The following is a 12,996-nucleotide window of genomic DNA, read 5'->3' on the forward strand; positions in this document are numbered from 1 at the left end:
TCCCGCAGGCGAGTTCACGCTCCCGCGCCCCGCCGTGGCGCTCCCGGCCCGTTCCCGTCACCTAGGCAAAGGCCCATGTCCGCCCAGCAGCTCTCGGACCTCATACGTTTCGCCCGTCACAACTCACCCTTCTACCGGGACCTCTACGCGTCCCTGCCGCCGCACGCCGACCGCCTCACCGACCTGCCGGTGGTCGACCAGCAGGAGTTCTGGGCGGCCAACTCCCTGCACGACAGCCGCGTACTGACCGGCCCGCTCAGCGAAGCCACGGTCTACAAGACCGGAGGCACCACCGGGTCCCCCAAGTTCTCCGTCTACACCCGCGACGAGTGGCGCACGTTCGTCACCTCCTTCGGGCAGGGACTCGTGGACGCGGGCCTGCGGCCGGGGCACCGCGTCGCCGACCTCTTCTACGCCGGTGAGCTGTACGCCAGTTTTCTCTTCGTCCTCGACTCGCTCGCCCACGCACCCGTGGACAACGTCCGCCTGCCCATCGGCGGCGGCGCTCCGCTGGAGTCGACGATCCCCACCCTGCGCGACCTCGCCGCCGAGGTGGTGACCGGCACGCCCACGACCTTGTGCAGGCTCGCCGAACAGACGCTCTCCAGCGGTGTCCGGCTCGACTCGGTGGAACTGCTCCTCTTCGGCGGGGAGGCCCTCTTCGACGACCAACGACGCCTGCTGGCCGCCGCGTTCCCCCGCGCCGAGGTCCGTTCCGTCGGGTACGCCAGCGTGGACGCGGGTCTGCTCGGCCGTCCCGTGCCCGGCTCCGACGCCCGGGTGCACCGGGCCTTCACCCCGTACTCGGTCGTCGAGATCCTCGACGACTCCACCGGCGAACCCGTCACCGAGCCGGGACGGCCCGGCCGGGTCGTCGTCACCAGCCTCTTCCGCCGCCTCATGCCGATCATCCGCTACCCCGCGGGCGACCGGGCCGAGTGGACCGGCACCGGACCCGGGCACTTCCGGATCCTCGGCCGCGCCGAGGAGGGCGTACGCGTGGGCCCCGTCTCCCTCTACACCCAGGACGCCCAGGACGCCGTGACCGCGGCGGACACCGCCGGGCACGTGGTCGGCACGCAGCTCGTCGTCCGCCGCTGGGACGGCCGCGACGGGCTCGTCCTGCGGCTGGCCACGGCCCCCGGCGACGACGCCCCGGGCGCGGGCACCGAAGGCCGCGCCGCACTGGCGCAGGCCGTGATCACCGAACTGGAGACGGTACGGCCGCTGTATCCGGACAGTGTGCGCGCCGGTTTCGTGCACCCGCTGTCCGTGGAGTGGGCGCGCCACCGCGACCTCGCCGTCAACCCGCGTTCGGGCAAGCTCGTCCGGGTCCTCGACGAGAGGCCGACCGCATGACCGCCCCGTCCGCGACCGCACCGGTGGCCGGGACCGGCCCCGAAGGCGGCCCCGAGGCAGTGCCCGGAGCAGGCTCGCGTGCCGTGGCCGGCCGGCGGCGCGCTCCGCTGGTCCTGCGCAACCGCGCCTTCGGCGCCGTGTGGCTCGGCCAGGTCCTCACCCAGGCCGCCGTGCGCATGTTCCAGGTCGGCGTGTCCTGGTGGATCGTCGCCCATGCCGTGCCGGACGCCCCCGGTCTGGCCTCCGGGCTGTTCATGGCCCTGTGCACGCTGCCCGCGGTCGCCCTGGCGCCCGTCGTGGCCTCGGCCGTCGCCCGGTACGCCCACCGTTCGGTCCTGCGCGGCGCCGCCGGCCTGGCCGGGGCCGCCGCGTGCGCGCTCGCGCTGTGGGCGCAGGGCGGGGGCCTGCCCGTGGCCGCCGTGTACGCCGCCGCCCTGGCCCTGGCCACCTGCCAGGCGTTCTTCGACCCCTGTCTGACCACCTCGGTGCCCGAGCTCGTCGACGACGGCGACATCGAGACCGCCACCGGCTTCGAGCTGTCCACCCAGTCCCTGGCCGGGCTCGGCGGAGCGCTGCTCGGCGCGCTGACCGTCGACCGTGCCGGTGTGGCCGGGCTGGCCGTCGGCTGCACGGCCGCCTACCTCGGCGCCGCCCTGCTCGTCTCCAGCGCCCGCTTCCGTACCGTCCCGTCCACGGCGCCCGTCGCGGACGCCACGGATGTCGTGGCCGCCGAGGCCGCCGAGGCCGCGCCCCGGCGGCGCCCGCTGCTGCGCATCCTCGGCGAACTGCCCTACGTACGGCGGATCCTGATCTGCTTCACCGCGGCGAACCTCTTCACCACCGCCGTGTTCGTCGTCATCCCCCTGTACACCCGCTCGGTCCTCCACGGCGGCGGCGGCACCGTGGCCCTGCTGGAGGCGGCCCTCGGCACCGGCGCGCTCGTCGGCGCCTTCACCGGAGCCCGCGTGCCCGGGCGGCCCACGGTCGCCGGCGCCTGGTGCCTGGGCCTGATGGCCCTCGCGCTCGCCCTGCCCGGGCTCCTCACGCAGCGGCTCGCCGTGGCGGGCTGCCTGGCCGTGGCCGGCTGGTGCGCCGGGGCGGTGAGCGTCCGCTTCGTGGCCCTCTTCCAGCGGCTGGTGCCGACCGCGGACAAGCCCGGTTTCTTCGCCGTGATGCAGGCCGTACTGGGCGCCTCCCTGCCGGTGGCCTCGCTGGTGTTCGGCTCCGCCGGTGACTTCCTCTCCCCGCAGACGCTGTGCCTGGTGCAGGGGATCGGCCTGCTGCCCGCCGCCTGCGCGCTGGCCCTGCTCGGCTCCCCCGCACCGGCGCCGGCCGATGCGGGCCCGGTCGCGCAAGCCCCCGGAGGTGCGTCGTGAACCCCGTCGTCGCCCCGGCCGTCCGCGCTGACATCGCCGAACTGCGCCAGCTCTACTACGCCGTCTACGGGCCGCACTACCCGGTGGCCCTCGGCACCGACCCCGCCGAGATGGCCCGGCTGATGGAGGACCCGCACTCCCTGTGGCTCGTCGGCCGCTGCCCCGGCACCGGGGCCCTGACCGCGTCCGCCGCGATCCACGGTGAGGAGGGCAGCCGGATCGGCCGCCTGGAGGGCATCGCCGTGCACCCCGGGTACCGCTCCGCGGGCCTGGCCGCCACCCTGACGGAGGCGCTGTGCGCCGGGATGCTGGACACGGGCCGGCTGGACTCCGTCTACGCGACCGTGCGCACCGTCAGCGCGGGCCCGCAGCGGGTCGTCGCGCGCAACGGCTTCCGCCCGCTGGGCATCCTGCCCAATGCGGTGGATCTCCGCAGCCGCGAGAGCCTCGCGCTCTACGCGCGTCACTGCGCCGGTGTCCTGGACCGCCGGATCCCCGTCGCCGAAGTCCCCGCGCCGCTCCTGCCGTTGCTGCGCACCGCCGAGGCCGCACTCGGCATCGGCTACCCCGGGGTCCGGGCCGTCCCGGTCCCGCCCCGGGCGCCCCGCCCTGCGGGCGCGGCCGAGCGGCTGGAGATGATCGAGGCACCTGCCTTCGTACGCCGCCGCTTCCGCGAGCAGTTCCCGGACGCCGAGGGCTGGTTCTACCCGCTGCACACCCCGAACGTGCTACTGACCCCCGAGGACGGCCGGTTCGAGGTCTACGCCTACCTCAACCGGGCCGGCGGGTACGGCTCCCTGCTGACCGCCCACCCCGACCCGTCCGCGGCGGCCGCGCACCTCGAACCCGTCACCCGGGCGCTGGCCCGGGCCGGCGCCGGTTACGTCGAGGCCCTGGTGCCGCTGGCACACCAGGACGCCCTCTCGGCCTTCCTGGCCCAGGGTTTCGTCGCCGGGGCGCTCTACCCGGCGATGCGCGCGGACGGCGAGGGCTTCCACGACTACGCCGTCCTGTCCCGTTCCAGCGAGCGGATCGACTTCCGCGGCGTCGCCGTCGAACCGCCCCTCCAGCCCTATCTGGACTGCTACGCGTCGGCCTGGGCGTCGACGCACCTGCCCACGTCTTCCGAGGTTGCCTCATGAACCCCCATCTCGCGCCGGTCTGCGTACCGGACCCGGACCTCCTGCCGCATGTACAGCAGCTCTGCGATCTGACCGATCCCTACGCTCACGGACCGGAGCAGGACGCGCTGTTCGCCGCCGCCATGGCGGAGTCCCACGCCTGGCACACCGAACGCTCGCCCTTCTTCCGCTCCCTGTACGAGGCCACTCCCCCGGCGCAGCCGTACCGCACGCCCCTCGTCCACGCGAACTTCTTCAAGCGGCACGAGGTGCTCTCCGTCCCGCGCGAGGAGGTCGAGCTGCACCTGACGTCCTCCGGCACCACCGGGCAGAAGTCGCAGATGTTCTTCGACCACTGGACCATCCGCTCCGCCCAGCGCATGGTCGCCAGGATCTTCGAGCGCAACGGCTGGATCACCCCCGACCAGGAGGTCAACTACCTCCTGTACAGCTACGAGCCGGCCCCCTCCCTGAACCTGGGGACCGCCTTCACCGACAACTACCTGTGCGACTTCGCCCCGGCGCGCAGCATCGAGTACGCGCTGCGCAACACCGGCGGCGACCACGAGTTCGACCCCTTCGGCTGCATCGCCGCCCTGCGCCGCTTCGAGCGGGAGGACGCTCCCGTGCGCATCCTCGGCTTCCCGGCCTTCCTCTTCTTCACCCTGGAGCGGATGCGGGCCATGGGCCTGCCTCCGCTGCGCCTGCCGGAGGGCTCGCTCGTCGTCCTCGGCGGCGGCTGGAAGGGGCACGCCGACCGGCGCATCGGCAAGGAGGAGCTGTACGCGCGGGTCACCGAGCAGCTCGGCATCCCGGGTGAGCGGATCCGGGACACCTTCGGGTCGGTGGAGCACTGCATCCCCTACATCGAGTGCGATCACCACCGGCTGCACGCGCCCGTCTGGTCGCGGGTGACGATCCGTTCGACGCGCACGCTCGAACCCCTGCCGTTCGGGGAGCGGGGCTACCTGCACCTGGTGTCGCCGTACATCACCTCCGTACCGGCGCAGAGCGTGGTCATGGGCGACCTCGCGTCGCTCCAGCCGGGCGCGGCCTGCGGGTGCGAGCTGGAGACCCCCTGGTTCACCGTCCACGGCCGTGCCGGGGTGAGCCGCAACCGCAGCTGCGCGGTGGCCGCAGCGGAACTCATGAAGGGCATGGCATGACCGTGACGGAGACCCAGAGCGAAGCCCGGAGCCAGGCCTTGGCCACGTCCGCGTCCGCGTCCGGGGCGCACCACTACTGGCAGGGCGCCTTCATCGGCGACGAGGAGGCCGGGCGGCGTCTCGCCGGTCTGCCGGGCGCCGTCCTGGCCGCGCTGGCCGAGGTGCTGGAGACCGAGACCGTCCTGGCCGCCTGCGACGCCCTCGCCACCGCCCTGCGCGACCCGGCCCACCCGGTGCACGCGCGGCTCGTCCCGCACCTGCCCGAGGGCGAGGACCCGGCCGTCCTGGCGGAGCTCGGCGGCCTCCTCGGCCGGCGCGAGCTGACCCGCAAGCTGCGCCGTGAGCTCGGCAGTGCGACCCCCGGCCGGCTGGACCGGGCCGATCCGCGCGAGACGGTCTACGAGGCGTGGGCGCCGGTCGGCCTGGTCGCCCACATCGCGCCGGGCAACGCCGTGACGGTGGCCCCGCTGAGCATCGTCGAGGGGCTGCTCGCCGGGAACGTCAACGTGCTGAAGGCGAGCAGCGGCGACACCCTGCTGACCCAGCACCTGATGGCGGAGCTCGCAGCCCTGGACCCCAGCGGCGCCCTCGCCGCGCGGATCGTGGTCCTGCGCTTCCCGTCCTCCCGGCAGGAGTGGCTGCGGCTGATGTGCGCGCCCGCGGACGCCGTCGCCGTCTGGGGCGGGGAGGCCGCGGTGGAGGCGGTGGCGGCCCACGTACCGGCCGGCTGCCGGCTGGTGGAGTGGGGGCACCGGATCTCCTTCGCGTACCTGACGGCCGACGCCTGGTCGGACGCCGGCACCCTCGGCGCGCTCGCGGACGACGTGTGCCTGCACGAGCAGCAGGCGTGTTCCAGCCCCCAGGTGGTCTACCTCGACACCGAGGACGAGGCGGAGGTGTTCGCCTTCGCCGGGCGTTTCGCCGAGGTCCTGGCGACCCGCCCGCCGGCCGCGGCGCCCGCTTCGGCGGCGGACGTGCCCGATCCCGCCGAGGAGGCGGAGCTGACCACGACCGAGCTGGTGGCCCGGCTGGAGGAACACCTGGGTCTGACCCGGGTGTTCGCGGCGCCCGACGGTTCGTGGCGGGTGATGGCCGACACCCGGTCCCCGCTCACCGCCTCGCCGCTGCACCGCAGCGTGTGGGTCAAGCCGCTGCCCCGCAAGCGGCTGGTCGCCACCTTGCGGCCGATGCGCCGCTACCTCCAGACGGCCGGTCTCGCGGGCAGCCCGACGGACATCGCCGAGCTGTCGCGCACCGCCCTGGCCGCGGGCGTCACCCGTGTCACGCCGGTCGGCGCCATGCTGGACAGCTACGCGGGCGAACCGCACGACGGGGTCTACGCCCTCCAGCGCTACAGCCGCCGCGTGGCGGTGCAGGCCGACCCGGTCCGCTTCGCCACGACCGCCTGCCTGGACGACCTGGCCCGCCCCGTGGTCCTGCCGCAGCCCACGGGGCCGCTCCGGGGCAAGGAGGACGTGCAGGAGCCGGGACGGCGGCTGGGGCGGGCCGATGCGGAGCTGTTCTTCCGCAGCGGCGGCAGCACGGGGGCGCCTGCGCTGTCGGTCTTCAGCTACGACGACTACGACACCCAGATGCACGCCGCCGCCCGCGGCCTGCTCGCCGCCGGATACGACCCGGTCGGGGACCGCACCGCCAACCTCTTCTACTGCGGCGGCATGTACGGCAGTTTCATCAGCTTCTTCTCCGTGCTGGAACGGCTCGGCGGGGTGCAACTGCCGCTCGCCGCGGGGCCGGACCACCGGGCGACGGCCCGGGCCCTCATCGAGCACGGGGCCGACACCCTCTTCGGCATGCCCTCCTACCTGTGGCAGCTGCTGCACGCGGAGGCGGACGCGCTGCGGGCGTACGGCGGCCTGCGCAAGGTCTTCTACGGCGGCGAGCACTTCACCCCGGAGCAGCAGCGCACCCTGAAGGAGCGGTTCGGCATCGAGACCGTCCGCTCGATCACCTACGGCAGCACCGACCTCGGCCCGCTGGGCTACCAGTGCACCGAGAGCTCCGGCGGCGTCCACCACCTGCACGCCGACCTTCACACGATGGAGATCGTGGACGTGGCCGAGGACCGGCCGGTGGCTCCCGGGGAGACGGGCCGGCTGGTCTTCACCACGCACGCCCGGCGCGGCCAGCAGCTGGGCCGGTACCTGATAGGCGACCTGGGCCGGGAGGTCCCGGGCCGCTGCGCCTGCGGCCGGCACGCACCCCGGTTCGAGCTGAAGGGGCGCACCGGTGACGTGATGCGGGTGGCGACGTACTTCCTCAACCACCGGCGCTTCCTGACCCTGGCCGAGGAACAGGGCGGCCACCGGGGTGAGTTGCAGGTCCGACTGGAGGCCGCGGAGGTGCGCGAGCTGCTGACCGTACGGGTGGAGCGCTCCGCGGACACGGACCCGGCGCGGCTGCGCGAGGTGTTCCTGGGCGGCTATCCGGAGCTGCGCTCCGCGGTGGTGGAGGAGGGGCTGCTGGACCTGGTGGTCGAAGCGGTCGACGGCGCATCGCTGGACCGTAGCCCGACCAGCGGCAAACTCCTCGCGGTGGTGGACGCCCGCCGCGCCGTCTAGGAGATGCCCGGCCGGTCCGCCCGAACTGCGGGCGGACCGGCCGGTGCTGCGGGATCCTCGGAGGCGTACGGACCGTCCGAGGCCGCAGTGCCGTGGGAGGCATCCCGATGACCGCGCATTCCGTGACGCCACGTCACCCCCTGCTGCCCGACCGCCGTCGGTCCTGCGCCGTGTTCGTCGGCTCCGACGCCGGCCTGGACCGGTGGCCCGGCCTCCGGTCGCCGCAGGAGGCGGCGGGCGCTCTGGCGCGGGTGCTCACCTCGCTCTCCCGGGGGGCCGCGTTCCACCGCGAGAGCACGACGCTGCTGCTGGGCCCACGGCGGCCGGCGGACGTCCTCGACGCGCTCCGGGACGCGGCCGCACAGGCGTCGGACGTGCTGCTCTTCTTCTACGCCGGGGCCGGGTACCCCCTCGACCGGGGGCTCGCCCTCGGCGTGGCGGACACCGACCCGCGGCGCCCGGCCGGGACCGGGGTCGACCTGGACGAGGTCGCCGCGGTCATGCGTGCGAGTACGGCGGCCCGCCGGGCCGTCGTGCTCGACTGCGCGTACGCCGGCCTGGCCACGTCCCGGTGCACGGGGGCGGCGCCCGCTCCGTCCCTGCTGGCCGCCGGGTCGTCGAGCTTCTCGCCGATGGCGGACCCCTTCACCGAGACCCTCGTGGAGGGGCTGACCGGCGGGGTCCAGGACGGCCCGGAGGTCCTGGACCTGCCCACGCTCCGCCACGCGGTCGAGGCGGCGTACGCGCGGACCCGCTACTACGTGGAGAACGAGTTCATCGGCGGCCCCTCCCACGTGCTGCTCCGGGGTGGAGGGGAACTGGCCCTGGGCGTGAATCCCGCCTTCGGCGTGCCGGACCGCCCCGGAGCCCTGCCCGCCCGACCGGACGTCGTCGACGCGCAGGAGTCCTGAGGCCGCGCCCGTTCAGCCTGCGGTGGGGGGCGTCCGGGCGAAGTGGCGTGCGGTGGGGACCAGGGCCGCCGCCGCGGGTACGGCGAAGCAGGCGACGGCGCACACGGCGAGGACCGGTGTGACGCCGAAGGCGGTGATGGCGGGCGCGATGAGGGCCAGGCCGACGGGGGCGAGGCCGTAGGAGACCAGGAAGTCCAGTGAGGACACGCGCGCCAGCTTGTCGGGGGCGACCTCGCGCTGGGTGGCCGTGAACCAGGGCACGTTGAAGAGTTCGATGCCGATCCCGGCGACGGCGTAGGCGAGGACCACCGCGGCGGGGTGCAGCGGCAGGACCAGGCTCAGGGGGGCGAAGCCGTACGCGGCGAGCCCGGCGAACGCCGCCCAGCCCTGGGCCCGGGGCCGCCAGCGGGCGATGACCAGGGCTCCGCCGAGGGCGCCGACGGTGTACGCCGTCATGGCGGCGGCCAGCACCCACTCGGTGCCGTAGCGGTCCCGGCTGATCAGCGGCAGGGCGACGCTCGTCGCGGAGTAGCCCAGGGCGATGACGGCCGTCAGCGCTGCGAGGCCTGCGAGGAACCAGGGGTGGCGGCGCGCTTCGCGTATGCCGTCCACGAACTCGGCGCGGAAGGAGGCCCGCGGGGCCGGTCCGGTGCCGTCGGCGTCGGCGATGGCGATGGCGCCCCGGCCCGGGACGAGCGCGGCGACGAGCCAGAGCGCGCCGATGCCCAGGAGCAGGACCCGGACCTCGACGAAGGCCGCGAGCAGTGCGGTCAGGGCGGGCCCGGCCAGCGTGGAGCTGCGGACGGCCAGGGTCATGGCGGCGTTGGCCTGCTGCCTCTGGCCGGGGGCGACGGTCTCGGCGGTGAGGGCCTGGAACGCGGGCCGGCAGGCGCCCTGCCCGGCCCCGGCGAGGGCCGCGGCGCAGGTCATGAGCAGGACGGACCGGCCGAGGCCGACGGCGAGGAGCGGTGCGGCGGCAGCGGCGGCCAGCGCGGACCAGAGGACGACGGCGCGCCGGGAGTGGCGGTCGGCGAGGACCCCGCCCACCGCGACGGCGGCCAGGAATCCGGCGGTGCGGGCGGCGAGGACCAGGCCGAGGCCGACCGGGCTGAGCTCCCGGTGGAGCACGGCCAGGCCGAGGACGAAGGGCAGGGCCCAGGTCGCGAGCCCGGAGGCGGTGGTGCCCGACCACAGGCGCAGGAATCCCGGGTCGCGCAGGACGGAACGCTTCGGCGGTGGACCGGTCTCGGTCGTGGTGGGTGCGGGTGAAGAGGTCACGGCGGGTGCTCCCTTGTGTCACGGACCGGGGCGCTCCGGCCCGTCGCGCATCCCCAGGGGGCTGCGTTCGCAAGGCAGTTGGAGCGGTTCCGGTCGGCAGGCGCCCGGGGACGCGGCGCGGTGCGGCGCCCCCAGGATGGATTAATGAAAACGATAACCATTACAGTACCCTTCGAACGCGGCACTCCTGCCCGGTGCACGACAACGCCCACGCTCTTTGCAGACCGGAGAACCCATGCGCCACCCCGCCCGCTTCGGCATCGCCCTCACCGCCGTCCTCGCGACGGCGGGCTGCTCGACAGCCGCCTCGGACCGGACCTCCTCGGCCGACCGGCCCGCCGCGACGGCCACGGCCGAGGCGGCGTCCCTCACCAGCTGCGGCCGGCAGCTGTCCTTCGACGCCCCGCCCCGGCGCGCGGTGGCCCTGGACCAGTCCTCGACGGAGATCCTGCTGGAGCTCGGCCTCCAGGACCGGATGGCCGGAACCGCCAACGTGAAGACCAAGATCCCCCCGAAGTACCAGGACTCCTACGCCAAGGTCCCGGTCCTCTCCCCGAAGATCGCCACCGGCGAGCAACTGCGCGCCGCCACGCCCGACTTCGTCGTGGCGGGATCCGCCGACCTGTACACCGCGGACCGGGCGGGCACCCGCGAGGAGCTGGGTGCGCTCAAGGTCCCCACCTTCGTCAGCGCCGTCGACTGCCCGGATCGCAACGAGGCCGGCCGGACCCCCTTCGACCTGCTCTTCGCCGACTACGAGAACCTCGGCAAGGTCTTCGGCGCCGAGGAACGCGCCGGCCGGCTGGCCACCGAGCAGCGCGCGGTCGTCGCGAAGGCCGCGGAGAGCGGCGCCCAGGTCACCGACCGGCCGACCGTCGTCTACCTCTACTCCGTCTTCAACGGCATGCCGTACGTGGCGGGACGGACGGGCCTGCCCAGCGAGATGAGCCGGGTCGTCGGTGCGAAGAACGCCTTCGACGACGTGGACGAGGACTGGCCGGAGGTCTCCTGGGAGGAAGTCGCCGCACGCAACCCGGACTTCATCGTCATCGGCGACCTCTCCGAGCGCGGCCGCCCCGGCGACAGCGCCGCCGAGAAGCGCGCCGCTATGGCCGCACACCCGGTGGTCTCCCAGCTCGCCGCCGTCCGCGGCAACAAGATCGTCGAGGTGCCGGGCATCGAACTGGACCCCTCCGTGCGCTCCGTGCACGCGCTGGAGCTGCTCGCGGCGGGCATGAAGGACCTCGGGCATGTCCGCTGACCCGGCGTCGGCCACTGCCGGGCCGGTGGGGCCGGCGGAGCCCGTGGACCTGCTGGACCCCGCGGCCCGCCGGACGGACACGACCGCGACGGCCACCCCCGGCCCACCGCCCCCCTCCGGGCGGTCCGGGCCCGCGCAGGCGGCTCTGTTCGTCCTCGCGGCGGCCGCGCTGGCCGCCTCGGTGGCCGCGTCCGTACGGATCGGCACCGCGGAGGTGGGCTGGGGCGACCTCGCGCGGGTGCTCGGCCCCCGGCTCGGCCTGGACGTCGAACCCCTGCCGCCGCTCATGGACTCCCTCGTCTGGGACCTTCGGGTCCCGCGGGTGCTGATGGCGGCCCTGGTCGGCGCCTCCCTCGCGGTGTGCGGCACGGTCCTCCAGGCCGTCACCCGCAACGCGCTCGCGGACCCCTACCTGCTCGGTGTCTCCTCCGGGGCCTCGGCCGGAGCCGTGGCCGTCGTCGTCCTCGGCGTCGGGGCGGGCTCGATCGGCATCACCGGCGGAGCACTGGCCGGGGCCCTGCTCTCGTTCGGCCTGCTGATGCTGCTGCTGCGCAGGACCGGCCTGGACTCCGTCCGGATCGTCCTGACCGGCGTGGTCGTGGGCCAGCTCTTCACCGCGGCGACCTCGCTGGTCCTCATGGCCTCGGCGGACGCGGACACCACCCGGGCCGTCACCCACTGGCTGCTGGGCTCGATGGCCCCGGCCCGCTGGGACTCGGTCGTGGTCTGCGCGGTCGTCACGCCCCTGGGGCTGGCTGCCGCCTGGCTGTGCGCGGGAGCCCTCGACGGGCTCGCGTTCGGCGCCGACACCGCCGCCTCCCTGGGCGTCGGCGTACGGCGGACCCGGCTGTTCCTGCTCGTGGTGACGGCCGTGCTGACCTCGGTGGCGGTGGCGACCGTCGGGGCCATCGGCTTCGTCGGCCTGATCGTGCCCCACGGCGTCCGGTTCCTGGTCGGCCCGCTGCACCGGGCGCTGCTCCCCCATGCGGCCCTCTGCGGCGCGGTGTTCCTCGTGTGGGCCGACGCCCTGTCCCGCGCCGCGTTCGCACCGCGCGAGGTGCCGGTGGGCGTGATCACCGCCCTGCTCGGCGTACCCCTCTTCCTGCTCGTCCTGCGCAAGCGGGGTGACCTGTGAGGATCACCGCCGAAGGGCTGAGCTGGTCGGTGGCGGGCACACCCGTCGTCCGTGACGTCGCCCTGGACGTCGCCCCCGGCGAAACGGTGGGGCTGCTCGGCCCGAACGGGTCCGGGAAGTCCAGCCTGCTGCGCTGCCTCGCCGGCCTGCGCCACCCGGACGAGGGCACCGTCTCCTACGACGGGCGGTGCGTACGGGGCTGGAGCGCCCGCCGCATCGCCCGCAGCATCGCCTTCGTCGAACAGGACGCGGGCGCCGACAGCGATCTGCGCGTCGCCGATGTCGTGGGGCTGGGCCGGACCCCCTTCCGGGACCGCTGGCGGGGACCGGACGCCACGGACCGGGCGGTGGTCGCCGCCGCCCTCGACCGGGTCGGGCTGACCGCACTCGCGGACCGCTCCTGGCGGGCCCTGTCGGGCGGCGAGCGGCAACGCGCCCACATCGCCCGCGCCCTGGCCCAGCAGCCGTACGGTCTGCTCCTCGACGAACCGACCAACCACCTCGACGTCAGGCACCAACTGGAACTGATGGAGCTGCTGGCCGGCACCGGGCAGACCGTGGTGGTCGCCCTGCACGACCTGTCGCTGGCCGCCCGGTACTGCGACCGGCTGGTGCTGATGCACCACGGGCGGACCGTCGCCTCCGGCGCACCCGCCGCCGTCCTCACCGCCGAACGGCTCGCCGAGGTCTTCGAGGTGGACGCCGGACTCACCACCGACGCGGCGGGCCATCCGTCGGTCGTCTACCGCCGGGCCCTCCCCGCCGCACCCGCGCCCTCAACACCCGTCCCGCTCACCCTGTGACCCCGCA

10 protein-coding genes are annotated in these 12,996 nt (G+C 74.7%); 9 read left to right on the forward strand and 1 reads right to left on the reverse strand.

Features of this window, described 5'->3' with window-relative positions:
* Positions 1 to 75 precede the first annotated feature (75 nt).
* The 6 genes from IO30_RS0117025 (at position 76) to IO30_RS0117050 (ending at position 8,512) form a co-directional block, all read left to right on the forward strand.
* Positions 76 to 1,359: a phenylacetate--CoA ligase family protein gene (locus tag IO30_RS0117025; RefSeq protein WP_031143892.1), complete on the forward strand. Its 1,284-nt coding sequence runs from the start codon at positions 76 to 78 to the stop codon at positions 1,357 to 1,359.
* Positions 1,356 to 2,735: an MFS transporter gene (locus IO30_RS0117030; protein WP_078903824.1), complete on the forward strand. Its 1,380-nt coding sequence runs from the start codon at positions 1,356 to 1,358 to the stop codon at positions 2,733 to 2,735. Before IO30_RS0117025 ends, IO30_RS0117030 begins: the two co-directional genes overlap by 4 nt.
* A complete protein-coding gene (locus IO30_RS0117035; protein ID WP_031143896.1) occupies positions 2,732 to 3,877 on the forward strand; it encodes a GNAT family N-acetyltransferase in 1,146 nt (381 codons plus the stop codon). The genes IO30_RS0117030 and IO30_RS0117035 overlap by 4 nt, the downstream gene beginning before the upstream one ends.
* A complete protein-coding gene (locus IO30_RS0117040; protein WP_031143898.1) occupies positions 3,874 to 5,022 on the forward strand; it encodes a LuxE/PaaK family acyltransferase in 1,149 nt (382 codons plus the stop codon). The genes IO30_RS0117035 and IO30_RS0117040 overlap by 4 nt, the downstream gene beginning before the upstream one ends.
* The gene (locus tag IO30_RS0117045; protein WP_078904738.1) at positions 5,019 to 7,601 is read left to right on the forward strand and encodes an acyl-CoA reductase; all 2,583 of its coding nucleotides are present in this window, start codon (positions 5,019 to 5,021) and stop codon (positions 7,599 to 7,601) included. The genes IO30_RS0117040 and IO30_RS0117045 overlap by 4 nt, the downstream gene beginning before the upstream one ends.
* A gap of 107 nt (positions 7,602 to 7,708) precedes the next feature.
* The gene (locus IO30_RS0117050; RefSeq protein ID WP_031143902.1) at positions 7,709 to 8,512 is read left to right on the forward strand and encodes a hypothetical protein; all 804 of its coding nucleotides are present in this window, start codon (positions 7,709 to 7,711) and stop codon (positions 8,510 to 8,512) included.
* 12 nt (positions 8,513 to 8,524) lie between these two features.
* Here the strand turns inward: IO30_RS0117050 and IO30_RS0117055 are convergent, their stop codons facing one another.
* Complete coding sequence (locus IO30_RS0117055) at positions 8,525 to 9,712, reverse strand: MFS transporter (RefSeq protein WP_373316514.1); 1,188 nt, start codon at positions 9,710 to 9,712, stop codon at positions 8,525 to 8,527.
* Between the two features lie 313 nt (positions 9,713 to 10,025).
* Between IO30_RS0117055 and IO30_RS0117060 the strand changes: the two genes are divergently transcribed.
* Genes IO30_RS0117060 through IO30_RS0117070 form a run of 3 tightly spaced genes read left to right on the forward strand, consistent with a single transcriptional unit; the run spans position 10,026 to position 12,989 of the window.
* Positions 10,026 to 11,051 carry an ABC transporter substrate-binding protein gene (locus IO30_RS0117060; protein WP_031143906.1) on the forward strand — a complete coding sequence of 342 codons (1,026 nt, stop codon included), beginning with the start codon at positions 10,026 to 10,028 and terminating at the stop codon, positions 11,049 to 11,051.
* Positions 11,041 to 12,186, forward strand: coding sequence for a FecCD family ABC transporter permease (locus IO30_RS0117065; protein WP_078903826.1), 1,146 nt, complete (start codon positions 11,041 to 11,043; stop codon positions 12,184 to 12,186). Before IO30_RS0117060 ends, IO30_RS0117065 begins: the two co-directional genes overlap by 11 nt.
* Complete coding sequence (locus IO30_RS0117070; protein ID WP_031143910.1) at positions 12,183 to 12,989, forward strand: ABC transporter ATP-binding protein; 807 nt, start codon at positions 12,183 to 12,185, stop codon at positions 12,987 to 12,989. Before IO30_RS0117065 ends, IO30_RS0117070 begins: the two co-directional genes overlap by 4 nt.
* Positions 12,990 to 12,996: the final 7 nt, after the last annotated feature.

This window comes from Streptomyces xanthophaeus, assembly GCF_000725805.1.
GTDB classification, from domain to species: Bacteria; Actinomycetota; Actinomycetes; order Streptomycetales; family Streptomycetaceae; genus Streptomyces; species Streptomyces xanthophaeus.

Excerpts from the sequence above, each read along its gene's own strand:
- IO30_RS0117025 (WP_031143892.1), top strand. The coding sequence starts at position 76 with ATGTCCGCCCAGCAGCTCTCGGACCTCATACGTTTCGCCCGTCACAAC.
- IO30_RS0117030 (WP_078903824.1), top strand. The coding sequence starts at position 1,356 with ATGACCGCCCCGTCCGCGACCGCACCGGTGGCCGGGACCGGCCCCGAA.
- IO30_RS0117040 (WP_031143898.1), top strand. The coding sequence starts at position 3,874 with ATGAACCCCCATCTCGCGCCGGTCTGCGTACCGGACCCGGACCTCCTG.
- IO30_RS0117045 (WP_078904738.1), top strand. The coding sequence starts at position 5,019 with ATGACCGTGACGGAGACCCAGAGCGAAGCCCGGAGCCAGGCCTTGGCC.
- IO30_RS0117050 (WP_031143902.1), top strand. The coding sequence starts at position 7,709 with ATGACCGCGCATTCCGTGACGCCACGTCACCCCCTGCTGCCCGACCGC.
- IO30_RS0117060 (WP_031143906.1), top strand. The coding sequence starts at position 10,026 with ATGCGCCACCCCGCCCGCTTCGGCATCGCCCTCACCGCCGTCCTCGCG.
- IO30_RS0117065 (WP_078903826.1), top strand. The coding sequence starts at position 11,041 with ATGTCCGCTGACCCGGCGTCGGCCACTGCCGGGCCGGTGGGGCCGGCG.